The organism is Klebsiella ornithinolytica NBRC 105727 = ATCC 31898 (genome assembly GCF_001598295.1).
GTDB lineage: Bacteria > Pseudomonadota > Gammaproteobacteria > Enterobacterales > Enterobacteriaceae > Klebsiella > Klebsiella ornithinolytica.
In genome coordinates, this window is record NZ_BCYR01000007.1 from 100817 (window position 1) to 126778 (window position 25962).

Genomic DNA, 25962 nt, shown 5'->3' on the forward strand with positions numbered 1-25962 from the left:
CGTTGTATCGGCGGCGCACAACCGTGTGACGCTCTACCGCGAGGGCTCCAAGTTTCCGTGCGTATAGCCCATTGCGCATTTCTGACTGGCCTGATGAATGCAAAAGCTACAGCTTTGCTGGTGGTATATCACCGCGTGAACCTGTCAAAACTTGTCACATTGCGAGGCACTGATAGTGGCGTACAAAATGTCTGGCGGAAATTCGCGACCAGTACGCGCGATGGACATCACACCTGCAGCAAAGAGTTTTGCGAGTCCATAAAAAAGGGCTTGATGTTCCACGTAATCCCGGTCTATGGTTATTGTGCACCAGCAAAATCTGGTGCCGGGATTGGCGTCCTGACAACTCTGAAGGCGACACATGACGCGCCAAGCGTCTTTTTTTGTGCCGTTAGTCTGACTCACCCTTTTTTTGAGCGTTGGTATATAATCCAGCGCCTTTCAAGAGCAATGGTGGCTCAGGCGGGGGCTTCTTCGGAAGCGCCGGTATCCTTCAGAGCCGGTTACGCCAACCCTGTCTGGGCTACCACCAGTGAAATTGGCGTTTCCGGTGGTGGCGTTACCCGCTATCTGAAGGAGGCTGCCACCATGGCTACTACCCCTACCCAAAATCCGCAGTTTATCTGGATTATCGCCGCTGTTCGCCGCGATATGACGACAATTAAAGCCCAAATTCACCATGTCACCGCACCGTCTGAACGTGACGCCCGCCGTTCACTGGCTCGCGATCATGTCTGCTTTTTCGCCGGCCGCATCCGTCTGGAGGTGGCTCATGCGTAGTTATTTCCGCATAAGCGGCTATGCCGTCAATAAGCGCGGTTTAACCGTTGGCATCGGCTATCAACTCACATCCAGCGACACTAAAACAGCAATGGCCCACGCAGTACTTCAGGCGCAGCGTGAAGGTCTCTGCCACGTTCGCATTACCCGCGTACAAGAGGTGGCAGCATGAGCCTGTATAACGATTTAGTTCGCCACGAATTCGGCAAAGGCGCCACCGTTGATGAGCTGGAAGGCATTCAGAACCGCATGGATGAGGCTGTGAGTGATTTGTTACTCGGCATTAGTGCCATTGGAAGCCTGATGTTCTGGGCCACGGGCAATGACAATTACACCGAGGAGACCGCAAAAGGAGACATGCGCAAAATAGGCGCAATGCTGGGTACGATTGGTGAGGTGGTGCTGGCGCTTAACGATACCGCAGCGAATGCGGGTGTGTGTCGTTCTGACTGCGTCAAAGAATCAAAAATGAGGGCGGGAAAATGAATATAAACGCTATATACCGCCATCCTGCTGAACTTGAGGCCGAGGCGATGCTATCCCGTGAGCAACCGTATCCGGAAGATTTTACGCTGGCAGAGCGTACCGCAGAACGTATGGCCCGCGCTCGCAATGGGTTGGTTCATGTAATGACCGATTTATCACCCTACCTCGACGTTGAGCAAGCAGTCATTGTGCATTGCTGGCTGGATAAAGTCCTGGCGATTGTCGATATGGCCAGAATTGATGCGGAGGTCAGGGTATGAGCGATATGCAGCTTATTGATGCCCAATGTCGTGTTGAACAAGCACAGGCACCGCTCTCAATATGGTTAGAGGGCACGAAAGCATCTGAACGGGATATGCAGTTAATTTGTGCTCTGATCTCGTTACTCCAGGATGTACCGGAAACGATTAAAACGGCGGATGAAGAACTTGCTGATTACGTCTTGCGTGCACATCGGGAGAAGCGTCAATGAAACTGGCACCTAACCTGAAACATTTGCCAAAAGAAAAATTTACTGAAGCAGTTATTTTTGCTGGAACCGATGCGTATGCACATGCAAAAGGATGGGAAGAGGGCATGGGTAAACAAGTCGCTGAGGACAGAACACCTCCCATTTATCTTGGACCGAAGCAGCTGGCGGAACTGGAGAACCTGCAAATTATTGATAAAGGGCGTCGCAGTGCTCGTGTTTATCTGGCTGGAAGCATTGAGCCAATAATGATTAATGCCATTGGGGAAAAACTTGCTCAGGCAGGTGTACTGGAGGCGAAATTATATAAGGGAATTCCTGACCAAAAACCGGAAAACTGGAGGCAATATCTGGCCAGGCTTAGAGAACAGGGCGAGCACACAACGACATCAATTCTGAAATCCAATAAATCTGTGAATGGCGATAACCTGAAGCCACATGTTGAAAGCCGAGCTGACGGTATTTTTTGGGTTGAGCCAAAATCAGACAAAGATACCGGGGAAATAACTACCCGTGAAAGCTGGCTGTGTTCTGCTCTGGAGGTCATAGGTACTGGCATAGATGACAGTAAAACCCGGTATCTGATCCTGCGCTGGCGCCCATTCGGTTCGAAGGGGGATACTGTCCAGGCAATACCGTTTGCTGATATCGGTGAACGCGAAGGCTGGCGATCGCTCAAGGCTGGTGGGGTGAACGTCACAACCAAAAGTGGTTTACGTGCAACGCTGGCCGACTGGCTGCAGAGCTGTGCCAATGGTGAGGTATGGCGCATTGCGCATGCTACGGGCTGGCAGTGTGGCGCCTATATCATGCCTGATGGCGAGATCATCGGTACTCCAGATCAACCGGTGCTGTTTAGCGGACGAAGTTCTGCCGCATCCGGTTATACCACCAGCGGTACTGTTGAGAGCTGGCGAGAGAGTGTTGGACGTCTGGCCTTTGGCAACTACTCGATGATGACTGGCGTGGCCGCAGCGCTGGCAGCTCCTTTGATTGGCCTTGCCGGCGCTGATGGTTTTGGTATCCATCTCTATGAGCAGTCGAGCGCGGGTAAGACCACCACTGCCAATGTGGCCTCCAGTCTCTATGGCAATCCGGATGTGCTACGCCTCACCTGGTACGGTACTGCGCTGGGGCTGGCGAACGAAGCCGCCGCACATAACGATGCGCTGATGCCGCTTGACGAAATTGGCCAGGGTGCTGACCCGGTGGAGGTCTACAAATCGGCATACGCACTGTTTAACGGCACGGGTAAGCTGCAGGGAGCGAAGGAAGGCGGAAACCGTGACCTGAAGCGCTGGCGTACTGTGGCCATCAGTACCGGTGAGATGGATCTGGAAACCTTCATCGCGAGCGCCGGTCGCAAGGCTAAAGCAGGCCAGCTGGTTCGCCTGCTGAATATCCCGATGCGCCGGGCTGTTCGTTTCCATGAGCATGCCAACGGCAAACACCATGCCGATGCTCTCAAAGATGCATACCAGCATAACCACGGAGTGTCCGGGCGTGAGTGGGTGAAATGGCTTGCTGACCACCAGCACGAGGCGGTTAGCGCTGTCAGGGCCGCGGAAGAACGCTGGCGTAGCCTGATCCCATCAGATTACGGGGAGCAGGTCCATCGTGTCGGTGCCCGGTTCGCAATTCTGGAAGCCGCATTGCTTTTGGGTAAGGTGATAACCGGTTGGGATGAACAGACGTGTCGGGATGCCATTCAGTACAGCTATAACGCCTGGCTGCGCGAGTTTGGTACCGGCAATAAAGAACACCAGCAAATTATCGAGCAGACAGAGGCATTCCTGAACGCCTACGGGATGAGCCGTTTTGCACCGTTCCCATATGACCCGACTAGCCTCCCTATCTCCAACATGGCGGGATACCGGCAGAAAGGCGGGCACGAGACTGACCCGATAGTGTTCTACACCTTCCCGGCAGCCTTCGAAGGGGAGATCGCCCGCGGCTTTAACTCCCGTCAGTTTGCGGAGGTATTGAAGAAAGCTGGCATGCTGGCGCCACCGACTTCAGGCCGGGGATTCCAGAGAAAGTCGCCACGCATTGATGGGCGACAGATTCGGGTTTATGTCCTGCAGTATCTGCCGGACGACGACCAGCCAGAGTAAAAGCATTCTTCCATGTGTGTAGTTTAGGTGTTGGTTCAGTTGGTTCAGTTGCCTCAGTAGTTATATCTATCTGTTTAATAAGGTTTCATGTTTGAAGAATGAACCAACGCTGAGGCAACAAACTGGCATTTTGAACCGACACTGAGACAGTTTTTAGATGTCCTGGAGCTTGGTTTATGAGGTGATTGCTCCTTCCATCTACCCAGATTGCAAATTTACTGCAAATGGGTGGTTGATGTGGAACTTCGGATTCGAGATCTTGTATATTTCAGATTATTCTAATTGCTGGCTCTGGGGGGGGGAAGGGAGATGGAAGCGCTATATCCAATATTGATCGTCTTAGGTGTGGGGGGCGCCATTGGTGCTTATATAACATATAGGTATTTGATTAATAAGCATAAAAAAGTTGTTGAGTATCTTGAGTTGAGAAGTCAGAAATCTCTTGCGGCTGAGATTGAGGAAAAAGAAGGTGCGATTGAAAAGTATAAAAATAAAGATATTGCTCGTGAAATTGAACACGATAATCTGAAAAAGGAGCTCAGACAGATTATCGAATTAAATAGAATGAAAAGTAAAGAAATCCTCGGTAAAGCCGTTGATTTTGCTTTTGATTTTGAGACCATATTTCGTGAGCAACATCAATCAGCTGAGGAGGAAATACAGAAGGTTCTCGATGATACCTATCGCTATAAGCGTAAGACTCTTCTTGCTTCTGTGACGCTGAAGAATTTTGAGAAAAAGCTTGAAGATATCAGAAGAGAAAAAGAGATATATCAGACACTGATAGCTAAATATGATTTTTTCCAATTGCGCGATCGTTCTGACTGGAAGGAAGTGGAAAAAGAATTTCGAGATAAAGTGCTGGAGCTTCAAGCCGCTCAGGATGAGCGCGATGCTCAGAATGAAATAAAACGACAAATGCGTGAAGAACGCCAGCGCGCAGAAGAACTGGAAAGGCAACAGCAAGAGGCTGAAGCCAAAGAACAAGAGCTCGAGGCTCGGCGAAAAGCCGTCGAAGAGGCCCTGTTGGCCGCAGATGAAGAGCATCGCCAGGAGCTTGAAGAAACCCGCCGTCAGTTAGAGCAAGAGATTGAAGATGTCCATAAGCAGTATGAACGGGCAAAATCAATGGCACAGATGACCAAGCAGGGGCATGTTTATGTTATTTCTAACATTGGTTCATTTGGTGAAAATGTCTATAAGATAGGTATGACTCGCCGACTTGAACCGCTAGATCGTGTTAGCGAATTGAGCGGTGCAAGCGTGCCGTTTGAGTTCGATGTGCATGCAATGATTAGCTGTGATGATGCGCCAGCTCTTGAGTACGCTTTGCATAACAAACTTAGCAGTGAACGCATGAATAAAGTGAATCTGCGCAAAGAATTCTTTAAGACAGACTTGAGTAAGATAATCCAATGTGTGGAGGAACATCACGGCAAGGTTGAATATGTTGCGGACCCTGCGGCCTTACAATATTACCGCTCACTAGAAATTGGCGAAGAAATAGCGAACGATAAAGAATTATCGGCGGTATCATAATACTTATTAATTCTTCAAAAACGCCCGCGTCCGCGGGTGTTTTTATACCCGGAATCAATGAAATGGCTAAATCAGAGACAGAACATCATAGAGAATTCCAGCTATGACAGCTCAAATTTCAGCATATGCCGGCTGGTGTCCGATCCTCAAATCAGAACCACGAACAAGCGGTACTTGCAAGGCTATGGACCACCTATACAATGCGGTGGCCAAACACCGTAAAGGCGACCTGGTCAGTGTGGCGGGCAATATGCAGCTCAACCAGTGGACGGAGCAGGATGGCACCGCACAGCAGGGCTATAAGTGTTGGCCGACAACTGGTGAACAGGGCAGCAGAGACAGCTACTGACGCCCTGCGCAGAGTCCATCGCAAACAATAGCTCACCAGGCAATATGAAAAGTGAGTCCAGAATCCAACTCATTTCTATGATTTCTAATGAGCATCAGGACTAATAGTGCTCTCATTTTCAAAATGGATATTTAATCCAATTAATGAATAATCATCATGTGGACCTTTACTCTCTATTCTCCTCATTAAGCTAGCAGAAAAACGATTGACGTTATTTAGCGTATTTAAGGAAAATCTAGGGCGGTCTTCCCAGTAATAATGTGCACCATCAGACATAAGGTATATTGTTAATAAATTATTTTCTATAGGTAGGTCTTCTTTTTTTATAAATATTGACTGAAATTCCAGAGTAACTTTTGATGATATTGCGGTAGTCAGGACATTTCCCCCTTGAAGTTTTCTGAGTTGTCGAGCTGTAAATAGACCTTTGTCAATAAGTATCTGGTGCTGAGTGTGATCTTTTGTATACTGTTTAAGTTTTGAACCTTCTTTTATATATAAACGGCAATCTCCAGAATGGCCTATCAATAAACCTTCATCACTAACATAACCAAAGGTAAGTGTCGTAGCGGCTGATGAATATTCTTCATTGTTTTCCGAAAAAGCTGATATCGAGTCCTTGATGGAGTTAAAAATGCGATCAATATCAGATGGTTTTACTTTATGTTGTAGTTTTGATATTTCTTTGATGGCTAGATTGGATGCTTCTTTTCCTCCATTGTATCCACCAACTCCATCAGCAACAGAGAAAATATATCCACCATCTAGCTTCTTGGGAAGCAGGATGCTATCCTGGCTGATGGTATCTAAGCTCTTGGGAAAAGAGAATGATGAACATGAATAAATAGTTGTCATTATAATCCTTCCTCAAGCAAAGAAATTTGGCTTATGACTTGCTCAACATTTATATACCGTTTGTTAAGCTGTTTATGTTTGCATTTTATTATTATACTTTCGGTTTCGTCAATGTTTAAATGTTCAATGAGCACTCCAATTGAATAAATGTCTGATTGTTTAGAGTAGCCATGTGCCATTACGCCATAGTCAAAAAATTCAGGGGAGCCGTAGAATTCACCAACTCTTGTTACAAACTGGCTTTTTGATGGTGTCATACTTTTTGCCAACCCGAAATCTGATAGTTTGTATGTCCCATCGTTAAATTTTAATATATTTTGTGGTTTTATGTCCCGATGTAAATAACCTTTATTATGGATAAATAATAAACCATTTAAAACATCTTTGAGGACCTTAATTTTGTCTTCTGTAGTCATTGTGCCTGATTTTATTTCATCGTCTAGACTGTGCTTTGCTAGCTCCATAATAAACCAAGGTTTCTGTGCTTCGAGGTTGGTTATGAAAATTTGAACAATATTATTATGTAGACAATCGCATTGAGCTTTTATTTCCCTTATAAATCTTTGATATACATCCTTATCACTATTCCCAGAAGTTAGTAGTTTTCTTGCATAAAGTCCGCATAGATGATGTGATGTGTTGAATAACTTTATTTTTTCAACAACACCATACCCACCGTTACCTATTTCTTCAATGGGGTCAATTAAATAATTCGCTCTTCCTTCCATTTATCACCTTATTTATTAGCTGCGGTGTCAGTTTTCCACTAAAGTTTGTTAAATAGTCTCAATTCCATTGAGTTAGTGTTTCTTATCGACCAAACCATTGAAATCTTAGATCGGAAAAAGGAACAGGTATACCTGGGTATTTATCAGGGCTTTCGTGGCAACCCACCGAACAACGCTTTTCTGCGACTCTTCAGTTTTTCCCATTAGCATACCTACTAAAAAAGGTGGGGTAGTTATCCCCACTCTATGGATTAGCGTTTCGATCACCCTATAACGGGAAGAAAACAAACGAGAGGAGATCTCCGTGATAAAGGACTACCTGATCGTAGCCTACCTTACAGCTATTGCAGCCTGGCCAGCCACACTGGCGTTACTTGGTCTCTCTGCAGGAGTGGCATTCTATATGAGGCGTAGGGTGCTGGGGTAGTCCTCGTCGTTCTGTTCATGCTGGTGGCAATCGCTGCGTGGCAGTTTGAACGCTACATGTAAAACCATACCGCCCTATGAAAATGCCCATATCTTATTTATAGGCAGAAGTGACGTGTTCTGGCTATGTATGGCAGAAGTGGTGTGTTCTGCCTCTAAATACCTGTACCTTTTGTTAATTATCCTCAGAGGCTGTGCTTTGTTATAGGTCTGCAGAGGAGACAGAACGCCGGCGAGACCTGGAAAGGCAGCCAGCATTGTAAGTTGTTATAAACTCAGAGACGTGAAGATAGCGCTTCGGTTTGATGACAAATGTGTAAATCAGAATCGATCGTATTTTCAAAGCCACTAAAAAGACGTTTAATCTTGTTATTAACCAGTTTGGGCTAGTTAACCTACCTGGCATCACATTAACGCTTGATACGACGTGGGACTTCCACATCTTTATCAGTAATGTTTTGCCCGGGGAAGCCCACTTTATACTCAGTGAACCGATGGCAACATTTATATAGATGAGGTGAAGCCATGATAATGGGCTACCTGTTTATGACTTATGTTGCGGTCGTTTCCTGCTGGCCAGTATCCTTGATTCTGCTCCTGACTTTAGCAGCAATACTGCTACATTCTGACCGAAAGATTTTGCGCGTTATTATCATCGTTAGCGTCGCTTTTCTAGCCTTTGCAGCCTGGCAGTATGGTACGGCAGTGCACAGTACTTCTTCTTTTCTATCAGGTGGTTTAGCATGGCTTTCAGGGCAAATTCCAGCGTTGAGTAAAAGTCAATAAGTTGGACTTAGCGGTCCATGGCTTTAGCTTGTAGAATTTGACGGAATCGGGTATTTGAACTCGATTTATGGCGTATCGTTTAGAAGCCGGCCAGATCTTGCCATAAGGTATCCGGCGATTTCTTTAGGCGTCAAATCAACATGAAGCATGTCTTAATCCTGGAACCATTCATTAGGCCAGTAGATGAGGTCGGACGGATTGGCATCAAAGTTTTCTGCAGCAATTATTGTCTGGAATAAAATCTTGTTGGGATAGGCTTTTAGTCCCATTAGTAACTTCTCTAAGAAAAGTTACTAATGGGACTAACGCATCATTAGTAACTTTTTCCAAAAAAAATACTAATGAATTCACTGCGCTCCCTATCCCTTCATTAGTAACTTTTTCATAAATAGTTACTTATGTATAAGGGTAACTAAAGCGCAGTTTGATTACAGATGCCAACGGGCTTCCTCTGTCGCTGGTCGTCGCCGCAGCGAACACGCATGACATCAAACTGGTTGCGGATACATTCAAAACCCTCCGGACGGGTCATACAGGACAAAAACTCAGACTCTGCCCGGAAAAAGATTACGAAGCAGGCCGGTTTAGTCGCCGCGTCGAGCAATATATCCACTCCCGTAATGAGGGACACAAGGGTTTCAAATCCCATCGTTAGGTCGTCGATAGGACTCATAGCTGGATGAATCGCTTTCGTCGGGTACTGAAATCATCTGGGATAAAGTCCTATTGAGATAAGCTCCAGGTTCAGGCTCAGCAACAGCAAGTCATTACGCAATCTTCGCAAACACTCATCGATAGTCTATAAAACAATCAATTCTCCTTCTGCTAACGATCGAAATTATTCTTTCATTAATTGCAATATAATAAGTGATCATTTCATTATGTGAAATTATAATGGCTGTATAAATATCAGGGGGTGGCCATGTCGAAACAGTCTGTCAAACCTGTCTTGCTCAGTGAGGCACAGATTCAGGCAATCAGAAAAATTCAGGAAAAACAGGGCGAGCAATCAGGTATCGGCGTTGCGCCAACTATCCATGAAATCGCAAGGGGGCTGGTGGATAAAGCACTAGCGTCCCTTTCTGATGGGTGCATGCCTGGCGGCGTTTGTTCTTAATCTTTCTCATTACTGAATTGAGGTGAATTTAATGGGAGCTAAGTCGATCGTCGACATTGACGTAAATGACGACAAGTTTGTCGCGTTTATGGAAAGGTTTCGCGAGTACCAGAGCGCGCTGGATGATTTACCGGAAGCCTGGCGAGTGGCTGCCGTTGGTATTGGTGAAAGCAGCAAGCAGACCGAAAAAGCCAAAGGTGAGGCGAAGGAGTTAGGAGCGGAGTTTAATGCCGTGGCCGAGGCCATTCTGACCATCAACAGCGGTATCGATCGGCTCAATACCAACCTGGAAGACTCGAAGAAAAAGCAGGACGAATTCAACAAAAGCGCCCGCTCTGCTAAGGGCTTCATCAGCGATGCGACGAAAGACGCTAAATCACTGGCAGGGCACATCAGTGAAGCGACAGCCAGTCTCCTGTCATGGGGTAGCATTGTTGGCTTGTTTACCGGCGCTCTCGGCGTAGGTAGTCTGTTTGGTATCAATACTCTGGGGGCGGGGGCAGCTCAGCAGAGATTTATGTCCCTGGGGATCGGTACGTCGGCAGGGAGACTGAGTGCTATAGAAGCCAACTACAGGAGGGCAATTGGAAATCCTGCAGGTACGCTGGGCGCTATTCGCGATTCCCAGATGGACCTGTCGAAGCGCTGGACGTTTCAGGCGATGGGGATTAACAATCCCGACCAGGACCCGGCAAAACTGCTCCCGCAGATGATCCGTAATGCGCGCGATATCTTCGTGCAGAACGGCAGCACGCTGCAGGGTGCGCAGGCGCATGGCCTGACCAATTTCTTCAGTCTTGAAGACCTTAATCGCTTCAAAAATATGAGCAATGAAGAAATTGATGCGATGGAGCGAAGGGCGAAGAAGGATGCTGAAAGATTAAACATCACTGATGAGCAAAACAGAAAATGGACGGAGTTCATTAATCAGATTGAGCTAAGCGAAAGAAGCATTAACAGGACATTCGTAATCGGCCTTGGTCCTATGGCGCCGCAACTGAGTAAATTGTCAGATGCGTTATCCGGCGCGATCGATACTGTTCTTAGGTCACCGGATCTCGGGAAGTGGATTGATGGGCTTGCTGGTGGTATTGAGAAGTTCAGTAATTATCTCGCATCCCCGGATTTCACTAACGATGTTAACCAGTTTATGACAAATATCAAGGAAATGGGCGTAACTGTCGATAACGTCATTAAGTTTCTTAAGGGTGAAACCTTTAATGACTGGATGAATAAATCGGAGGATAGTGCAAACTCCGCTGCCGAATGGGTAAAGGATAAGACTGGATTTGATCCGAGAAGTGTTGGCCCAGCGATGAAAGAGTTCTTAGCTCCGTCATGGAGCACGATTAAATCGGTGTTTGTTTCTGGACAATTAAACCCCATTTTTTCAGCTCCTGCCGACATCTCTGATAAGTCTCGCACTATCGCCGATCGTTTCAATAATCCCGGTAATTTGCGCTCGGCTTATGGGTACGATACCCATAACACCAAAAGCGGTAAGTTTGCCGTGTTCCCTACGCTGGATGAGGGTGTGTTAGCGGCGACTAAGCAGCTTCAGATTTATGGTGCCCGCGGCATCAATACGATTGATGAAATTTCTAGGCGCTGGGCTCCGTCAAAGGAGAACGACACGCAGGAATATATTCGTCATGTCGTAAGAACCTCCGGGTTTAATGAACATCAGCAGCTTAACCTTAACGACCCGAAAGTACTGGCAAAACTTATTTCGGCGATGGCGTCTAAAGAAGGTGCCGGCAACAGGGTGACAGAGAGCGCAGTTATCCAGATTTACAACAATACAGGTGGTAATGCGATAGTGGCAGCAGCCCAGCTTGGTGCCCGGTAGTAGTGACATTTTTCCCGGTGCTGAGTGCTCGATTTTAACCTTTCAATTAAAGCCCACCAGCGGCCTTATGGAGATATCTATGTTAATGAGTAAAGCCGAGTATGCGCGTCATCGCGGGGTAAGCCGTCAGACTGTATATGACTGGGTGGCGAAAGGTGAGGTTGTGTTGTCGGGTACTAAAATCGATGTAGACGCGACGGAATGCCAGCAGCAACAGCACTCAGTCCCCAAAAACGAGGCGCCCATTACAGACCCATGGCCGCATCGAACACGGGAGCTAACTTGGTCGGAATGCTGGAACGAAATAACATCGGGGGACGGTAAATTTCCTGCCCCAGATAATGATGATGACCTAATGGAAGCCGTTTCTGCCGCGGCTGATGAGTTGGGATATGATGTAGAGTTTCTCGAAGAAGGCGGTATTTTCCTTGATACACAGGATGCGGAATTTTACTTCCAACGTTATGATCTTAAGGAGAATGCCGAACAACTACTGCTGACGTTAAGGCGCGAACTTTTCTATACCGCTACCGAATGCCCTGATGAGATAGCCGATTGGAGTCCCGAAGGGATAAAGGCACTGTCTCTTTGGCGGAAGTGATAGCTGTAAAGTGTCAACTAGCAACGAACAAAACCGGGAAACGAAACCCGACAGGTTGACACTTTTATCGAAAAACCGTCAGACACGAAACCGATAGCTTCACACTTGCCTCAGTGAATGTTGCTGCAAGCACCGCCGTTACTGGATTTGCTCGATTTTTACCTCATTGCGAAAGTGTCAACCTGATGCTTAGAAATGCCAGGTATTTGAGGAAAAGTGTCAACCTGACCCCCTAAGATTTCCTAATGATTTCGGAAATTCATTTCCCGGTTTTCTGACAAGTAGGCTCTGTTTCTTAAGGTTCTGGTCGAGCTATATCCCTTTTCTTTAGGCTGTTTCCCCATGGTAAGCTGTGCGTCCAATGCCGTGAATGCTGCAAACCGCGCAGATGCCTTACCCCTTGAGGTGATAAGGATTGATAAGGTTCCAGCAAGGGAAGCGGATAATTGCGTAGACGGACTTACCCCATGAGGTATACAGATTTATTCATATTTACGGGGGGATTATGGATAAAGAGCTGAGGCAGATGCTGCTGACGCTGCGTAAAGAGCGTGAAGATTTTTGCCAGTTGAGGCGCGAGCTTCGTGAGCAGGGTAATGACTGGCTGCCGTACCCTGAGCACTTACGGGCTATTCCATGTGGCGCGACAACCCGTGCGGGCACTCCGTGCAAAATGACTACGATATACCACAATGGTCGCTGTAAGTTACACGGAGGGAAAAGCACCGGGGCAAAGACCAGGGTCGGCCGTAAACGTCAGCGCGACGGCTATAGGGCATGGCTGGAGAAACAGCGAGACAGCAAGGCGGGCAGGAAGCGAACGCGCAGCTATACCACCGACCTGCCCTGCATAGGATTACCATTTCTTGCCGACATGCGCAGGACACTGGCAGACGCTGATCCGGGTACTCAGCTTTATACCCAGACAGAATGCGGAACGTTGTACATCTTCCGGCAAGCCGACAGCTACGCCATGACAATCAACGGCGTGACGCGAGCTATTCGCACCACGATCACGCAGGCCGGTTATGGCCTTCGTGAATGGTACGTTTGCCCCCATTGTGTGAAACGGGTAGCGAAATTATTTATTGGCCGGAAGGACGTAGGGTGTCGTAAATGCTGGAGCCTTCACTATGCCAGCCAGAGTGAAGATGAGATATCTCGCTTACGGCGCAGTGTGTTGAAGCAGAGGCATGATTTATGGGGGGATGATTACCCACCTGCGGACAGCCTGCTAAATAGCCCGCTCAAGTTTCCGAAGCCTGCCGGCATGAGATGGGATACCTTCGAGAAAAAGCGCTCTCGCCTGCTAAAGACTGAATCAGCTTACTGGCGGTTGAAAGAACCGAGGGACGCTAAAGGGTTTGCCCGGGTGATGCGCAAAGCTGAGGCGTCAATGCGTTCATTTGAACGGGCATCGAAAAAGGCTAACACCAGGCTATCAGTAGAGCATGTCAGGGCAAAAAGCTGAAAGAGGAAAATGTAAGCACATTGATAGTTAAAACCTATACAACCATTCTGTAGGGTATAACAACTTGAACATAAACTACATATAGTGTTTATAGCCATTTTTAGGATGGTTTTTCGATGCTTTTCCGTGACACGCCACATTGACATGCCGGTAACTTAAGGTACATTTAGCATCAACCGAGCCCGATCCCCTGTTTCTCCGTAGCCAATTTGGTTTGTGAGTCTCACGGTCGGGCCTTTTACTATCTGAATCCGTATAACTGAATGATTGCAGCCAAGCCGCATAAAGAATATCGCCAGCAGCTCGAACTTTTGTTGAGCCGCGGCATGGTTATCCATGATTCTCAACGCGCGATGAGAAAGTTATCTCAGGTTGGCTATTATCGCCTTTCTGGCTTCTGGTATACCTCACGAATTATATGTACCAGCGACGAAGGACTGTCATTCAGGAGTGACGATTTTCTTCCTGGCACATCATTTGAACAGGCTTACGATCTTTATCTATTTGATAAAAAACTTCGAATGCTGATGATGGATGCCCTTGAGCGAATTGAGATTCACATCCGGTCAGTCATCGCCCATGAGGTTGGTAGGTATGATCCTCTTGCTTACAGAAAGGAATCCTACATCAACCAACGCCTCTTAAATGATGGTCGGAATGGGAAACCCAGTACTTTTGAAAAATGGCGTAATAAACTGGATCTGAAAATTCAGGATAGTAGAGATGAGTGTATTATGTGGCATCTCAGCCAACAAAAAGAAATCCCTTTCTGGGTTGCTGTTGAGACTTGGGATTTTGGGCAGATGTCTAAATACTACGCCATGCTGAATGGTGGTATGCAGGCAAAAATTATTAAACGCCTTCAGCTGGATAATAAACAAACCCTGACGAAGTGGTTACAATGTCTCAATTTACTTCGTAATCGCTGTGCCCATCACTCCCGTATCTGGAATCGTAAGCACGCAGTTGTTCCAATTCCGAAATCTATTTTTTTCGATGAACTAAAGATTGACGCCAGAGCCTGTGAACGTCTATACAGTGCCATATGCATAATGTGGTACCTAGTCAAAATGATTGGCCCCGCGTCAACTTGGATCAGACAAGTTGCAGAGCTCTTCGATAAAAAACCTAATATGCCCGGCTGTTCATATGAATCGATGGGCGTTCCGAAATCAGGCTTCCCTAGAGCCAGATTCGGAGACGCGCTCGGATTCGTGCATGCAGACAACGACCCGCTTCATGAGGGCCAGGAAGGGGCGTAGTTCAGTTCTTACAACATATCTCGTGCACTTCTGTTTCCTTCATCCATGGAGCTATGAATATAGCGCTACTGATAACTTCTCAGCGTTGCGCCCCTGACGCTTCCAGGCGCTGTAAATGTCCTTATCCCACGCCTTGCCCGCTTTTGTCTGATAACCGGCCTCATTGAGCCGCTCAGCGATAATGCGGCCATTGTCGAACCCTTCCCGGATAGTATCAGCAACAATCCCGATAACAGCCGCTTCATTGTACAGAGTCGGCGGGATCCCCTGCTTACCGCCCGCCAGCGCAGCCGCCGCCACTTCCATTCGTTCCACCAGCTCAAGCATACGCAGCTGTGGGTTGCTCTCCGGCTGGTTCAGTTTGCTGCGCAGGGCATCGAGCAGCCACGCTGTTTTGTCACCGCCTGCCGCCGCTACAGCCTGATTAAATGCGTCCTGCAATTCTGCCGGAACGCGGAAAGCTACCAGATTTGATTTGCTCATGAGGGTCCACCATATCAGTGTTGTCTATCCATACAGTATACCACTGTATAACGCTGTTATACGGAGGTGGAGAGGCTGGTTATACCTCGCGCTGACTGCCTGCTACAAGCATTACCTACCTTTTCTAACAGGGCGTTGCATGCCGTTGCGAAAGATCAATGTTGACTAGTTTTTCAACGTATACCTTGGATGTTCATCTACTGCTCGGAGAGAGCCAAATGAGCATCAAAATAGTCACAGTTTCCATACTTGCTGCCGCTTTCGTCTTTGTATCAGATATGGCCATCGCCAAATCGAACCCGTTAACTGATGACCAGGTTAAGCAAAGAATTATCGACGACTCTATAGCATCCTACCCAGGCACTTGTGCTTGTCCGTTCAATACGGCACGGAACGGAAGCTCATGCGGTCGCCGTAGCGCCTGGAGCAAAGCGGGAGGGTATTCGCCTGTCTGCTACAAGAAGGAGGTCACGAAGGATATGGTAAAAGAGTGGCGCCAGCAGAATCAGTAACAGTATTCGCCTGCTGAACGTGTGATTTTGCTGTTTGAAATATCGTGAATGTTGGTTCACTCAGCTAAATGTTGGTTCAAAATCAGGTGGTGTTGGTTCAATTTTTTGAAAAATACTCAACAAAAACAATGGTATTTACGTTTTGAGGCAACTGAACCAACCGAACCAACACATTTTGCATGTATATAGAGAAATTTTTCCGCACATAAATTTGGGTATGATTTTGTGCCGGTGGATATTACTGATATGTGAGAAGGTACTCTGCGCCCCAAATTGCACGATAAATAGTCAATTCTCATCCGCAGAAAAATATATGGGGGTACATTTGGGGGTATGTGTGATTTTTATAACCTGTATAGTTAAATTAAATCAGTTTCTTACGTGTTAATATCGAATCCTGTAGGGCCATTCAAAATCAACAGTTATCAACTTCCTCCAGTCGCTGATTTTTCCTCGTGGGACATATTTGGGACATCTTCTGCAAAAATGGCGTCAATTTATCGCTCAGCTCCGTGAAATGGTGAGGTGTCAGGTGGCATCTTTGCGTATCATCTCTACGTGTTCCCACTGCTTGTAGAACAGAAAGCGGAACGCCAGACTGAATTAGCCAACTGGCGGCCATCGGTTCGACCAGACAATCTAGTTAGAGGAAAGTGAATTGATAAAGGACTACCTGATTGTGGCCTACCTGACGGCAATTGCTGGCTGGCCCGTCACGCTGACATTACTTGGTCTTTCTGCAGGGGGGGCTCTCTGTTCGAGACGCAGGGTGCTGGGCGTTGTCCTCATCGTTTTGTGCATGCTGGTGGCCATCGCAGCGTGGCAGTTTGAACGTTATATGTAGAATCATACCCTCCTCATCAGTAGGCCAGTAGATGAGGTCGGACGGATTGGCATCAACCTTGTTCTCCAGCAATCCAGAGCCTGGCTGTGTTCAGATTCCTTACCTTCAGCACTGTACATGAAATTGATTATCTGAATGAGCTCACCCCAGATTTAATCCGTAATGAATTTTTCCTGATTAAATGCCATCCGGGTAAAGTTATTTGCACTGGTCCATTATGAGAACCCTCCAGAATCAACATTGCATGATAAATAGTCAATGTCAGACCATGGAAAAATATAGGGAGATGCATTTGGGGAGATGTATAATTTTATTAACTTGTTAGTCGATTTCAGTAAGCGAACGCAGAATTGTCGTTATTAAAAATGGCGACCACGGTCGCCATAATGATTAATAACAGGTACCGCCAGCATGATGTGAACCTGTTCCGCCATGCGGATGGGTGCCTTTCGGACAGGCGATTGCAGAAACCGACATGACGCCAAACGCGGCAACCAGAATTATTACTATGGTTTTTTTCATTTGTTAAACCTTGCCTGAAACGGTAATGCGATGGTTATTGCAGGTTCGCTCTGCGGCGATTAAATATTACATCCGGCCTAAGACCGTTCTGATGTAGGGGATTAATATTATCTTTTTTATGCGTCTATTGCATTTATCAAACGGGTATAAAAACCGCTCGCGTTATCCATTTTTGCCGATTTCGGAAAGCAGGGATGCTGCACGCAGATGACAAAATTGTCATTCGGCTGGCGCCTTTTTGTCGGGCGGCGATGAGTAGACTGGTATGACTGTTTTTCTGACGGCATATAGCCATGAACGTATTACGCATCAGACTCTTTCCGGTCATCCTTTTGCTGGCTGGCGCCCTGGCGCTATATCAGCTTTTTTTCCGCCAGAATGCCCTGTCGGCCTCTGCGAAAAACGCGCCGCCGCCGCTGGTGAGTTTATCATCGGCGCAGCTTACCTCGCTTCCGCTGAGTCTGACGACGCAAGGACATGTGGTCTCGCTTAATCAGGTTGATATTCAATCGCAAATTACCGGAACGGTTAAGCGCGTGGCGTTTCAGGAAGGGGCGTTTGTCCAGCAGGGACAGCTGCTGTTTACTCTTGATGATTCCACGCAACAGGCAACCTTGCATCGGGACCAGGCGTCCCGGATGCAGGCGCAATCGCAGCTGGACAAAGCGCAGCGGGATCTGGCCCGCGGACGTGCGCTGAAGGCGCAGAACTATATTTCTGCCTCCGACTGGGACACTTTGCTCAGTACCCGGCAACAATATGCGGCCCAGGTGCAGGCGGCACAGGAAGATATTCTTAGTGCCGAAGCGCAGCTGGGCTATACGCGGATTTATGCCCCGGTGAGCGGCAAAACCGGCGCGCTCAATGTGCATCCCGGTAGCCTGGTGCAGCCGGGCAGCAGTCAACCGCTGGTCACCGTGAATCAATTTGATCCGGTGGGAGTCGCGTTTACGCTCCCGGAAAATGATCTCAATGCCGTACTGGCGGCGCAGACCCAGGGCCCTGTCAGGGTGCTGGTCGATAACGCGAAAGGTGTAAAAATTGCCGGCACCCTCGATTTTATCGACAACACTGTCAGCACCGAGAGCGGAACCATTGCGCTGAAGGCGCGTTTTGCCAACGCGGAGCGTCTGCTGTGGCCGGGGGCATTTCAGCATGTCAACGTCGAGGCCGGAACGCAGCAGGTTGTGGTGCTGCCGCCGCAGGCGATCCAGAACGGGCCACAGGGACACTTCGTCTACCTTATTGATAGCCACAGTCAGGCGGCGACGCAGCCGGTGAATCTGCTGCGTATTCAGCAGCAGATGGCGGTGGTCGAAGGCGTGAGTCAGGGGACCCGGGTAGTGGTTGAAGGAAGCAATAACCTGCGTCCTGGGGTGCACGTCGCCGTAGCGAAGGCGGCGGGGCAGGCGGAGCGTGTGAAATGAAGCTGGCTGAAGTCTGTCTGTCTCGACCGATTGCAGTGATGTTGCTATGGCTGGCGGTGATTGTCACCGGTGCTATCTGCTGGACAAAACTGCCGGTCGCGGCGCTGCCGTCGTTTGATATGCCAACGATTCGCGTTAACGCTTCGCTATCCGGCGCCAGTCCTGAAACGATGGCCTCATCGGTAGCGACACCGCTGGAAAAGAACCTCGCGACGATTCAAGGCCTGTCGTTGTTGACCTCAACCAGCCTGCAGGGCGCGACGACCATCGTGCTGGCGTTCGATCCCTCGGTAAATATCGACTCCGCGGCCGTTGATGTTCAGTCGGCTCTGTATCAGACGATGAAGAATCTACCTGCGCAGATGACTACGCCGCCGTCGTTTCGCAAGGTCAACCCGGCCGATGCGCCGATTGCGACGATCGGTATCGATTCACCGTCAATGACGCTCTCTGACCTGAACCGCTACAGCGACGATCTTATCTCACCGGCGCTATCGACCATCAAAGGGGTGGCGGAAGTGAACGTCATTGGCCAAAAACGCTATGCCGTTCGGGTTGAAATTGATCCCGACCGCCTGGCGGCGACGAACCTGACGTTGACCGATGTACAGTCGGCCCTGAAATCGGCCAATGCGAATTCACCGGTTGGTGAACTGGACGGCAGACGGCAGATGATGATGCTACAGACTCAGGGGGATTTGAGAAATGCCGCAGACTTTGCCAGTGTGATTATCGCGACCCGCAACGGCCAGCCGGTGCGACTTTCCGATGTCGCCAGCGTCGAAGACAGTATTGAGAACGCCCTGAGCTATAGCGCGGTCAATGGTCATACGGCGATTGTACTGAGCATTAACCGTCAACCTGGAGCAAATATTGTCTCGACCATCGACGCGATAAAACAGCTGCTTCCGCGCCTGCAGTCGCAGATGCCCCCTTCGGTAAAAATGCAGTTGCTCAACGATCGTTCCCTGTCAATTCGCCAGGCGATTCATGACGTTAACATCACCCTGCTGCTGACGATTGCGCTGGTTATCCTGGTTATCCTGTTGTTTTTGCGTAATCTGCGCGCCACGCTGATCCCGGCGTTGAGCGTGCCGGTTTCACTGCTCGGTGCCTTTGCGCTGATGTATTTACTCGGTATGAGTCTCGACAACATTTCGCTGATGGGGCTGACCATTGCCGTCGGGCTGGTGGTCGATGATGCCATCGTGGTGCTGGAGAATATCATGCGTTACCGGGAGGAGGGGGAGTCTCCATGGCGGGCGGCGCTGCTGGGCGTTCGCGAAGTGGCATTTACCGTCGTCTCAATATCGCTGTCGTTGGTGGCGGTCTTTATTCCGATTTTCCTGATGCCCGGTACTCTGGGACTGTTATTCCACGAGTTTGCCTGGGTCGTCTCGCTGGCGATTCTGGTGTCAGCGGCCGCCTCGCTAACGATTATTCCTCTGCTGGTGCCGTTGCTGGTCAGGCAGCATAACACCGCTTACCGTGCGCCGGCCTGGAGTCGTCACTTTGATCACGGTTTTGAAACGCTGCGCCAGGCATATGGCCGTGCGCTGGAGTGGGCGGTAGCGCACAAAGCGGTTATGGTGCTGACTGCGGTGGCGACAGTGGTGCTCAGCGTCGTGCTTTACCTGAACGCGCCAAAAGGCTTTTTCCCCCAGGAAGATATTGGTCAGATCGCCGCCAACATCGATGCCCCGCAGGATATGTCCTATGCCGGACGGCTGGCGGTGGCACAGCGGATCGGAAAAACGCTGCAGGCGGATCCGGCGGTCAGCGATATTGTCACCAAGGTTGATCACGATACGACCCAACTGATGCTGACCCTGAAAGATGCCGCACAGCGCCCGCCGATGGCGCAGGTGGTGCAGCAAATGCGCGCCGAAACCCGCTATTTGCCTGGAATCACCGTGTTTTACAGCCCGGTGCAAAACCTCAAGGTGGGCGGGCGATCGTCGAAAAGCAGCTACCAGTATACCCTGCAGTCGGTAAACAGCAGCGGTGGGCTTTCGCTTAATACGTGGGCCGATAAGCTGATGACGGGGATGAAACAGAGTGGGGTCTTTGTTGGCGTTAACAGTGATGCCGAACTCAACGGACTTCAGGCCCGGCTGCAAATTGATCGCGCTAAAGCCTCGCTGATGGGCGTCGACATCGATCAGATCCGCAATAATCTGTATGCCGCTTTTGGTACCCAGCAGGTTTCGACGATCTACGCTCCGGAAGATAGCTACGAGGTGATTATGGAGGTGAATAGCGCGTTCCGTCAAAATGAGAGTGATTTAGCGAAAATCTACGTGCGTTCCTCCGCGAACACCTTGCTGCCGGTCACTACTTTTACCCGGATTACCCGTGGGCAGGGGGTGACAGCGGTAAACCATCAGGGGCAGCTACCGGCGATCACGATTTCCTTCGACCTGGCGCCGGGCAAGTCGCTCTCGGACGCCACTCGAACGATAGCCGAGGTCCAGCAAGAGATTGCGCTGCCGAATGCGGTTATCGGCAGTTACGCCGGGCAGGCGGCGCTATATCAGCAGTCGCAGAGCAGCCAGATATGGCTTATCGTGATGGCGCTGGCGGTTATCTACGTTATCCTCGGCGTGCTCTATGAAAGCTGGATTCATCCGCTGACGATTCTCCTCGGGTTGCCATCTGCGGCCGTCGGAGCGCTGCTGGCGCTGCGGCTGATGAACATGGATCTCACGTTTATTGCGATGATCGGTATTTTGCTGCTGATAGGTATTGTGAAAAAGAATGCCATCATGATGATTGATTTCGCGCTGATGGCGCGAAGAAGCCACGGGCTTTCCGCCCATGATGCGATTATCCAGGCCTGCATGCAGCGCTTTCGGCCAATTATGATGACTACACTGTGCGCCATGATGGGGGCCTTGCCGATTGCTTTTGGCTGGGGGGCGGGGGCGGAGCTGCGTCAACCGATGGGCGTTGCTGTGGTGGGTGGGCTAGTGTTCTCGCAATTGATCACCCTGTTTATTACCCCAGTACTGTATCTTCTCTTTGAGAAAACTACGCGGAAAAGTGCGGCCCTGACGCCGCAGACGGAGGAACAATGAGACTACTGCTGGTCGAAGATCAAACCATGGCGGCGGACTATATTGCGAAGGGGCTGCGGGAGAACGACTTTGTGGTCGATGTCGCGCACGATGGCGTAGACGGTTTACACTTTCTGCTGACTAACGATTACGATCTGGCGATCCTCGATGTGATGCTGCCCGGCATGAATGGCTGGAAGATCCTGGAGCTGGCCCGCCAGGCGGGAAAGATGACGCCAGTGATGTTTCTCACCGCCCGTGATGACGTTGAAGACCGGGTATGTGGCCTGGAGCTGGGGGCTGAAGACTACCTGATTAAGCCTTTCTCTTTCAGCGAGCTGTTGGCGAGAGTACGGGTGATTATGCGCCGTGGCGCGCCTCATGCTGCCAGCAGCGAGGAGGCTGTGCTGCAGATAAGCGATCTGCAACTCGATTTTCTCAAGCACCGCGCATCGCGTAATGGCAAACGTATTGAGTTGACACAAAAGGAGTTTTTGTTGCTGAGTCTGCTGATGCGCCGCCGTGGCGAAGTGCTGTCGCGTACCGTGTTGGCCGAACAGGTCTGGGATATGAATTTTGACCCGGAGACCAACGTGATTGATGTTGCCGTCCGCCGCCTGCGTAGCAAAATTGACGACGGGTATGAGGTGAAACTGCTGCATACCATCCGCGGCGCGGGATACGTGCTGGAAGAGAGGAACGATGCTGATTCCGCGTAATTTTCCGATAACGCTGCGGCTGACGCTCTACTTCTCCCTCGCCATGGGGCTGGTATTGTACAGCGTGACCGGCCTGCTGTACTCGACGATGCGTAACCAGCTCGGGCAGAAGGATGTTGACGAACTGCGCAGTACGCTGCGTTTTCAGCAGGAGATAGCTACGACCATCAGCGAGCGCCAGGGGCCGAAGGATCTCTGGCAGCAGGAGCTATTCGAGTTCATCGCTCGTCAGGAACGGCTGTCGCTGCGGATTATCAGCCCGGGCGGTAAGGTCTGGGCGCAGTCGAAAAATATGCACGTACCGCAGCAGGATTTTCCGGCCCCGTCCAGTGAGTTCCACTACAGCGAGTGGAAATATCACCGCCACGACGTCAGTGAAAAGTATCTCATCGTCTCAACGGAGTTTATCCTCAAAGATAATCAGCCGTGGCGAGTTCAGGCGGCGCTGAATGTGTCAAAAAACAATGAGATCATTGAAGACTACTGGCGACGAATGCAGATCGTCGCGGCGCTGGCGCTGGTCCTCTTTTCTGCTCTTGGCTACTGGCTGGCGCGCAGGGGATTGCTGCCGCTGCGCACCATGAGCCGGGAGATTGAGCATATCCACGCCGGGGAGTTACACACCCGCCTGTCGAGCCAGCGTTGGCCATCGGAACTGAATGCGCTGTCGGCATCCTTCGACGGCATGATGACCCGTCTTGAAGCCTCTTTTACGCAGCTGACCCGCTTTTCATCGGATATTGCCCATGAGCTGCGTGGCCCCATCAACAATCTCATCTCCGCCGCCAGCGTAACGCAAAGCAAAGCGCGCAGCGCGGAGGAGTACCGGGACACGCTGGCGGCCATTGTGGAAGAGGGAGAGCGCCTGTCGCGAATGATTTCATCGATGCTGTTCCTCGCCCGGGCGGATAATAGTCGCGAGCCGCTGCATCTTGAACACCTCACCAGCGCGACGGAGTTTGCTCGTCAGATAAACCTCTATGATGTGCTGGCGGAGGAGAAGAACATCACCCTGGTCAGCGAAGGGGACGTGGATTTTTACGCTGACCCTATTCATCTGCAGCGTGCGCTGTCGAATCTGCTGTCCAATGCGTTACGCCACACGCCCTCCGGCGGTAAAATTGTGCTGCGCGCCGGGCGGGAAAATGGCCAGATTGTGCTCAGCGTTGAAGATAATGGTGAAGGTATCAGCCCCGAACATTTACCGCATATTTTCGACCGTTTCTACCGAATGGATGACGCCCGTAGCAACGCAGAGAACACCGGTCTGGGGTTAGCGCTGGTCAAAACCATTGCGGAGCTGCACGGCGGCAGGATCGTTGTGACGAGCACACCGCGCCGGGGAAGCTGTTTTTCATTGATCCTGCCTGAGCGTAACGAAAGCGCCCTCAACCGAACAAAATTGTAATCCGGGCGTTGAGCCTGAGTCATCCACGGTAGCGGATAATGGATTATCCGCTGACTGTCAGGTGATCATCATGCATAACAACCCACATTCTCATTCTGCCGGCGCCGCGTTGACGCGTGGTTGTTCTTACTTACGCCAGTTTATTGCCGACCCGAGGACGACCGGGGCGCTGCTGCCTTCGTCGGCCGTGCTCTGTCGCGCGATGATGAATCAGGTTGACTGGGGCGTCAGCCTGTCGATTGCCGAGCTGGGTGCGGCTAACGGTGTGTTAACAAAAGGGATCCTGTCGCGGATGCGCCGCGATGCGATGCTCGATGCCTATGAAATTAATCCGGGATTCATCGGCCAGCTACGGACCATTGACGATCGCCGCCTTAACGTGGTGGCGGCATCGGCGGAAAGGCTGATCAATCCCTACGATATCGTCTTTTCCTGCCTGCCGCTGCTCTCGCTTCCGCTGCGCATCAGTATGCGCATTCTGAATCAGATCCGCCAACAGATGTCGGCGGACGGGCTGTTTATCCAGTTTCAGTACAGCCCGTTGTCTGAAACGCTGCTTTCCCGCTATTTCCGCTGGCAGCGCATTGTGGTGATGCGCAATCTGCCGCCCGCACTGGTGTATGTCTGCACGCTACGTTAACGCTGGTCTGTACCAGCAAAAGATATGTAATAAGAGGGTATATATGAATACGTCGACGACATCACCGCCGTGGCTGAATAAAGTGCCTGAGGTCACACTGGTCTTCTGGCTAATTAAAATGATGTCGACCACGGTCGGGGAAACCGGGGCCGATTACCTCAATATGGATTTGGGATTTGGTCTGCTGAATACTTCGTGGGTGGTCGGCGGACTGTTGCTCGTCACTCTGGTTTTTCAACTGCGGGAAACTCGCTATCAGCCGGCGATCTATTGGCTGACGGTGGTGTTTATCAGCATTTTCGGGACCCTGGTGACCGATAACTTAACCGATGCTTTACATGTACCGCTAGCCTATAGCTCACTCTTTTTCGCCCTGGCGCTGCTGGTGACTTTTGTTCTGTGGTACGCGCGAGAAAAGACCCTGTCCATTCACCATATCGATAACCGCGTCAGAGAGCGCTTCTACTGGTTGGCTATTTTGTTTACCTTTGCGCTGGGAACCGCCGTGGGGGATGGTCTCGCTGAAGGGCTGAACATGGGCTATTACAGCGCAGCGGCCTTCTTTGGCGGCTGGCTTCTAATCATTGCGACGGCACGTTTTGTTTTCCGTGCCAATGCGGTGTTCTGCTTCTGGGCGGCATATATCCTGACCCGTCCCTTCGGCGCAGCCTGCGGTGACCTGTTATCACAGCCGGTTGAAAACGGCGGTTTTGGCTTTGGCGCCAACGTCGTCAGCCTGATCTTCGGGGCCATTATCGTTGTACTGGTAGGCTGCCTGTCGATGATTGAACGACATAAGCCGGCACTACATTCCGTGTGCAACGATGAGGAATTACCGAGATGAAGAGAAAAGGAGTGTATCTGCTGTTACTTATGGCTTCGCTGCTGAGTATCGGGCCAGCGATGTCCGATGCGCGGGTCCATAAAGTGGCGAGCATATGGGTGCTTTCGCCAATGGCCTGGGAAGCATCCCGGCACTTACCGCCTGGGGATTGATTAACGTCCCGCCGCCGTCAATGCCGGCGGCGGTCTTTTCCGGGCTCTCGGTTAAGTGACGTACAGCGCTATCAGCGCCACCGTTGCCGGGAGTGCCTGTACATACAGTATTTTTCGACTGGCGGTTGCGGCGCCAAACAGCCCGGCGATCACCACGCAGATCAGAAAGAACGCTTTAAACTCAAACCCGCTCTCTGGACTCCACAGTCCCCACAGCAAACCGGCGGCCAGAAAACCGTTATACAGACCCTGATTGGCTGCCATCACCCGGGTCTCACGGGCAAAACTGGCGCTAAGGCCGAATGCCCGGCGCCCGGTTTTACTCTCCCACAAAAACATCTCCAGAATCAGAATGTAGATATGGATGGCGGCGACGACAAAAATAAGCGTATTGGCTAACACGGTAGTCCTTAGTCAGGTTAGAGCACAGGAAGCCCTGGTAAAACCCGCTTTTTATCGCGTGTTTAACCGTTTATATCAAAGAATAGCCGCATCACCCTGGCTATGTTGGAAATTCGGCCTG

Annotated in this window: 26 protein-coding genes and 5 pseudogenes; 24 read left to right on the plus strand and 7 right to left on the minus strand. The window is 50.1% G+C overall.

Annotation, left to right across the window (positions count from 1 at the left end):
• The first annotated feature begins 93 nt into the window (after positions 1 to 93).
• The 8 genes and pseudogenes from ROR01S_RS26305 (at position 94) to ROR01S_RS15245 (ending at position 5768) form a co-directional block, all read left to right on the plus strand.
• Positions 94 to 780 (plus strand): host cell division inhibitor Icd-like protein, encoded by a 687-nt coding sequence (locus ROR01S_RS26305; RefSeq protein ID WP_255265545.1) that lies wholly within the window; start codon positions 94 to 96, stop codon positions 778 to 780.
• A complete protein-coding gene (locus ROR01S_RS27565; RefSeq protein ID WP_022064556.1) occupies positions 773 to 952 on the plus strand; it encodes a hypothetical protein in 180 nt (59 codons plus the stop codon). Before ROR01S_RS26305 ends, ROR01S_RS27565 begins: the two co-directional genes overlap by 8 nt.
• Positions 949 to 1266, plus strand: coding sequence for a hypothetical protein (locus ROR01S_RS15220; RefSeq protein ID WP_064359638.1), 318 nt, complete (start codon positions 949 to 951; stop codon positions 1264 to 1266). The genes ROR01S_RS27565 and ROR01S_RS15220 overlap by 4 nt, the downstream gene beginning before the upstream one ends.
• Entirely contained in the window at positions 1263 to 1526 is a 264-nt protein-coding gene (locus ROR01S_RS15225; RefSeq protein ID WP_004202353.1) for a hypothetical protein, read from the plus strand. Before ROR01S_RS15220 ends, ROR01S_RS15225 begins: the two co-directional genes overlap by 4 nt.
• Entirely contained in the window at positions 1523 to 1738 is a 216-nt protein-coding gene (locus tag ROR01S_RS15230) for a hypothetical protein (RefSeq protein ID WP_064359639.1), read from the plus strand. Before ROR01S_RS15225 ends, ROR01S_RS15230 begins: the two co-directional genes overlap by 4 nt.
• Positions 1735 to 3849, plus strand: coding sequence for a DUF927 domain-containing protein (locus ROR01S_RS15235; RefSeq protein ID WP_064359640.1), 2115 nt, complete (start codon positions 1735 to 1737; stop codon positions 3847 to 3849). The genes ROR01S_RS15230 and ROR01S_RS15235 overlap by 4 nt, the downstream gene beginning before the upstream one ends.
• Positions 3850 to 4158: 309 nt before the next feature.
• On the plus strand, positions 4159 to 5388 hold the full coding sequence (locus ROR01S_RS15240) for a GIY-YIG nuclease family protein (RefSeq protein ID WP_064359641.1): 1230 nt from the start codon (positions 4159 to 4161) through the stop codon (positions 5386 to 5388).
• Between the two features lie 103 nt (positions 5389 to 5491).
• Positions 5492 to 5768 (plus strand): annotated as a pseudogene (locus ROR01S_RS15245) (single stranded DNA-binding domain-containing protein).
• A gap of 53 nt (positions 5769 to 5821) precedes the next feature.
• Here the strand turns inward: ROR01S_RS15245 and ROR01S_RS26310 are convergent.
• A complete protein-coding gene (locus ROR01S_RS26310) occupies positions 5822 to 6592 on the minus strand; it encodes a PP2C family protein-serine/threonine phosphatase (protein WP_073972308.1) in 771 nt (256 codons plus the stop codon).
• Complete coding sequence (locus tag ROR01S_RS15250) at positions 6592 to 7320, minus strand: protein kinase domain-containing protein (protein WP_049088964.1); 729 nt, start codon at positions 7318 to 7320, stop codon at positions 6592 to 6594. The genes ROR01S_RS26310 and ROR01S_RS15250 overlap by 1 nt, the downstream gene beginning before the upstream one ends.
• A gap of 304 nt (positions 7321 to 7624) precedes the next feature.
• Between ROR01S_RS15250 and ROR01S_RS26315 the strand changes: the two genes are divergently transcribed.
• From ROR01S_RS26315 to ROR01S_RS15285, 9 genes and pseudogenes are all read left to right on the plus strand, one after another.
• Positions 7625 to 7747: a PEP-CTERM sorting domain-containing protein gene (locus ROR01S_RS26315; RefSeq protein ID WP_223878918.1), complete on the plus strand. Its 123-nt coding sequence runs from the start codon at positions 7625 to 7627 to the stop codon at positions 7745 to 7747.
• 524 nt (positions 7748 to 8271) lie between these two features.
• Entirely contained in the window at positions 8272 to 8532 is a 261-nt protein-coding gene (locus tag ROR01S_RS26320) for a hypothetical protein (RefSeq protein WP_139788340.1), read from the plus strand.
• A gap of 412 nt (positions 8533 to 8944) precedes the next feature.
• A pseudogene (locus ROR01S_RS27570) lies at positions 8945 to 9184 on the plus strand (hypothetical protein); the annotation flags it as partial.
• A 270-nt stretch (positions 9185 to 9454) separates the two neighbouring features.
• Positions 9455 to 9649 (plus strand): hypothetical protein, encoded by a 195-nt coding sequence (locus tag ROR01S_RS15265; RefSeq protein ID WP_064359643.1) that lies wholly within the window; start codon positions 9455 to 9457, stop codon positions 9647 to 9649.
• Positions 9650 to 9680: 31 nt separating this feature from the next.
• A complete protein-coding gene (locus ROR01S_RS15270) occupies positions 9681 to 11498 on the plus strand; it encodes a hypothetical protein (RefSeq protein ID WP_064359644.1) in 1818 nt (605 codons plus the stop codon).
• Between the two features lie 79 nt (positions 11499 to 11577).
• Positions 11578 to 12099, plus strand: coding sequence for a hypothetical protein (locus ROR01S_RS15275; protein WP_064359645.1), 522 nt, complete (start codon positions 11578 to 11580; stop codon positions 12097 to 12099).
• 526 nt (positions 12100 to 12625) lie between these two features.
• Positions 12626 to 12838: pseudogene (locus tag ROR01S_RS27660) on the plus strand (HGGxSTG domain-containing protein); the annotation flags it as partial.
• 42 nt (positions 12839 to 12880) lie between these two features.
• A complete protein-coding gene (locus ROR01S_RS15280; RefSeq protein ID WP_064359681.1) occupies positions 12881 to 13570 on the plus strand; it encodes a hypothetical protein in 690 nt (229 codons plus the stop codon).
• Positions 13571 to 13833: 263 nt separating this feature from the next.
• Positions 13834 to 14832, plus strand: coding sequence for an Abi family protein (locus tag ROR01S_RS15285; RefSeq protein ID WP_064359646.1), 999 nt, complete (start codon positions 13834 to 13836; stop codon positions 14830 to 14832).
• A 51-nt stretch (positions 14833 to 14883) separates the two neighbouring features.
• Here ROR01S_RS15285 and ROR01S_RS15290 read toward each other — a convergent pair whose 3' ends face one another.
• Entirely contained in the window at positions 14884 to 15315 is a 432-nt protein-coding gene (locus tag ROR01S_RS15290) for a hypothetical protein (protein WP_064359647.1), read from the minus strand.
• Positions 15316 to 15533: 218 nt separating this feature from the next.
• Here ROR01S_RS15290 and ROR01S_RS27345 point away from each other — a divergent pair, with 218 nt between their 5' ends.
• The gene (locus ROR01S_RS27345) at positions 15534 to 15827 is read left to right on the plus strand and encodes a hypothetical protein (RefSeq protein ID WP_064359682.1); all 294 of its coding nucleotides are present in this window, start codon (positions 15534 to 15536) and stop codon (positions 15825 to 15827) included.
• Positions 15828 to 16252: 425 nt separating this feature from the next.
• On the opposite strand, the pseudogene ROR01S_RS27705 reads toward ROR01S_RS27345, so the two are convergent.
• The 3 genes and pseudogenes from ROR01S_RS27705 to ROR01S_RS27580 form a co-directional block, all read right to left on the minus strand.
• Positions 16253 to 16443: pseudogene (locus ROR01S_RS27705) on the minus strand (integrase); the annotation flags it as partial.
• A gap of 249 nt (positions 16444 to 16692) precedes the next feature.
• Positions 16693 to 16886 (minus strand): annotated as a pseudogene (locus tag ROR01S_RS27575) (hypothetical protein); the annotation flags it as partial.
• A gap of 175 nt (positions 16887 to 17061) precedes the next feature.
• Positions 17062 to 17193 (minus strand): hypothetical protein, encoded by a 132-nt coding sequence (locus ROR01S_RS27580; protein WP_255265546.1) that lies wholly within the window; start codon positions 17191 to 17193, stop codon positions 17062 to 17064.
• Between the two features lie 293 nt (positions 17194 to 17486).
• Here ROR01S_RS27580 and ROR01S_RS15305 point away from each other — a divergent pair, with 293 nt between their 5' ends.
• From ROR01S_RS15305 to ROR01S_RS15330, 6 genes are all read left to right on the plus strand, one after another.
• Positions 17487 to 18620, plus strand: coding sequence for an efflux RND transporter periplasmic adaptor subunit (locus ROR01S_RS15305; RefSeq protein ID WP_064359649.1), 1134 nt, complete (start codon positions 17487 to 17489; stop codon positions 18618 to 18620).
• Complete coding sequence (locus tag ROR01S_RS15310; protein WP_064359650.1) at positions 18617 to 21697, plus strand: efflux RND transporter permease subunit; 3081 nt, start codon at positions 18617 to 18619, stop codon at positions 21695 to 21697. Before ROR01S_RS15305 ends, ROR01S_RS15310 begins: the two co-directional genes overlap by 4 nt.
• Complete coding sequence (locus ROR01S_RS15315) at positions 21694 to 22395, plus strand: heavy metal response regulator transcription factor (RefSeq protein ID WP_015584997.1); 702 nt, start codon at positions 21694 to 21696, stop codon at positions 22393 to 22395. The genes ROR01S_RS15310 and ROR01S_RS15315 overlap by 4 nt, the downstream gene beginning before the upstream one ends.
• The gene (locus tag ROR01S_RS15320) at positions 22379 to 23803 is read left to right on the plus strand and encodes a heavy metal sensor histidine kinase (protein ID WP_015584996.1); all 1425 of its coding nucleotides are present in this window, start codon (positions 22379 to 22381) and stop codon (positions 23801 to 23803) included. The genes ROR01S_RS15315 and ROR01S_RS15320 overlap by 17 nt, the downstream gene beginning before the upstream one ends.
• A 70-nt stretch (positions 23804 to 23873) precedes the next feature.
• The gene (locus tag ROR01S_RS15325; RefSeq protein WP_048022932.1) at positions 23874 to 24443 is read left to right on the plus strand and encodes a class I SAM-dependent methyltransferase; all 570 of its coding nucleotides are present in this window, start codon (positions 23874 to 23876) and stop codon (positions 24441 to 24443) included.
• A gap of 43 nt (positions 24444 to 24486) precedes the next feature.
• Positions 24487 to 25287: a COG4705 family protein gene (locus ROR01S_RS15330; protein WP_064359651.1), complete on the plus strand. Its 801-nt coding sequence runs from the start codon at positions 24487 to 24489 to the stop codon at positions 25285 to 25287.
• A 203-nt stretch (positions 25288 to 25490) separates the two neighbouring features.
• On the opposite strand, the gene ROR01S_RS15335 is transcribed toward ROR01S_RS15330, so the two are convergent.
• Positions 25491 to 25841, minus strand: a complete 351-nt coding sequence (locus ROR01S_RS15335; RefSeq protein WP_015584993.1) for a DUF1304 domain-containing protein — start codon at positions 25839 to 25841, stop codon at positions 25491 to 25493.
• Positions 25842 to 25962: the final 121 nt, after the last annotated feature.

Coding starts and splice junctions, on each gene's coding strand:
- ROR01S_RS15330 (WP_064359651.1), top strand. CDS start 24,487: ATGAATACGTCGACGACATCACCGCCGTGGCTGAATAAAGTGCCTGAG.
- ROR01S_RS15250 (WP_049088964.1), bottom strand. CDS start 7,320: ATGGAAGGAAGAGCGAATTATTTAATTGACCCCATTGAAGAAATAGGT.
- ROR01S_RS15275 (WP_064359645.1), top strand. CDS start 11,578: ATGTTAATGAGTAAAGCCGAGTATGCGCGTCATCGCGGGGTAAGCCGT.
- ROR01S_RS15230 (WP_064359639.1), top strand. CDS start 1,523: ATGAGCGATATGCAGCTTATTGATGCCCAATGTCGTGTTGAACAAGCA.
- ROR01S_RS15285 (WP_064359646.1), top strand. CDS start 13,834: ATGATTGCAGCCAAGCCGCATAAAGAATATCGCCAGCAGCTCGAACTT.
- ROR01S_RS15240 (WP_064359641.1), top strand. CDS start 4,159: ATGGAAGCGCTATATCCAATATTGATCGTCTTAGGTGTGGGGGGCGCC.
- ROR01S_RS27565 (WP_022064556.1), top strand. CDS start 773: ATGCGTAGTTATTTCCGCATAAGCGGCTATGCCGTCAATAAGCGCGGT.
- ROR01S_RS15225 (WP_004202353.1), top strand. CDS start 1,263: ATGAATATAAACGCTATATACCGCCATCCTGCTGAACTTGAGGCCGAG.
- ROR01S_RS15265 (WP_064359643.1), top strand. CDS start 9,455: ATGTCGAAACAGTCTGTCAAACCTGTCTTGCTCAGTGAGGCACAGATT.
- ROR01S_RS26310 (WP_073972308.1), bottom strand. CDS start 6,592: ATGACAACTATTTATTCATGTTCATCATTCTCTTTTCCCAAGAGCTTA.
- ROR01S_RS15325 (WP_048022932.1), top strand. CDS start 23,874: ATGCATAACAACCCACATTCTCATTCTGCCGGCGCCGCGTTGACGCGT.
- ROR01S_RS15290 (WP_064359647.1), bottom strand. CDS start 15,315: ATGAGCAAATCAAATCTGGTAGCTTTCCGCGTTCCGGCAGAATTGCAG.
- ROR01S_RS15315 (WP_015584997.1), top strand. CDS start 21,694: ATGAGACTACTGCTGGTCGAAGATCAAACCATGGCGGCGGACTATATT.
- ROR01S_RS15235 (WP_064359640.1), top strand. CDS start 1,735: ATGAAACTGGCACCTAACCTGAAACATTTGCCAAAAGAAAAATTTACT.
- ROR01S_RS27345 (WP_064359682.1), top strand. CDS start 15,534: ATGAGCATCAAAATAGTCACAGTTTCCATACTTGCTGCCGCTTTCGTC.
- ROR01S_RS27580 (WP_255265546.1), bottom strand. CDS start 17,193: ATGAAAAAAACCATAGTAATAATTCTGGTTGCCGCGTTTGGCGTCATG.
- ROR01S_RS26305 (WP_255265545.1), top strand. CDS start 94: ATGAATGCAAAAGCTACAGCTTTGCTGGTGGTATATCACCGCGTGAAC.
- ROR01S_RS15320 (WP_015584996.1), top strand. CDS start 22,379: ATGCTGATTCCGCGTAATTTTCCGATAACGCTGCGGCTGACGCTCTAC.
- ROR01S_RS15270 (WP_064359644.1), top strand. CDS start 9,681: ATGGGAGCTAAGTCGATCGTCGACATTGACGTAAATGACGACAAGTTT.
- ROR01S_RS15310 (WP_064359650.1), top strand. CDS start 18,617: ATGAAGCTGGCTGAAGTCTGTCTGTCTCGACCGATTGCAGTGATGTTG.
- ROR01S_RS15220 (WP_064359638.1), top strand. CDS start 949: ATGAGCCTGTATAACGATTTAGTTCGCCACGAATTCGGCAAAGGCGCC.
- ROR01S_RS15305 (WP_064359649.1), top strand. CDS start 17,487: ATGAACGTATTACGCATCAGACTCTTTCCGGTCATCCTTTTGCTGGCT.
- ROR01S_RS26320 (WP_139788340.1), top strand. CDS start 8,272: ATGATAATGGGCTACCTGTTTATGACTTATGTTGCGGTCGTTTCCTGC.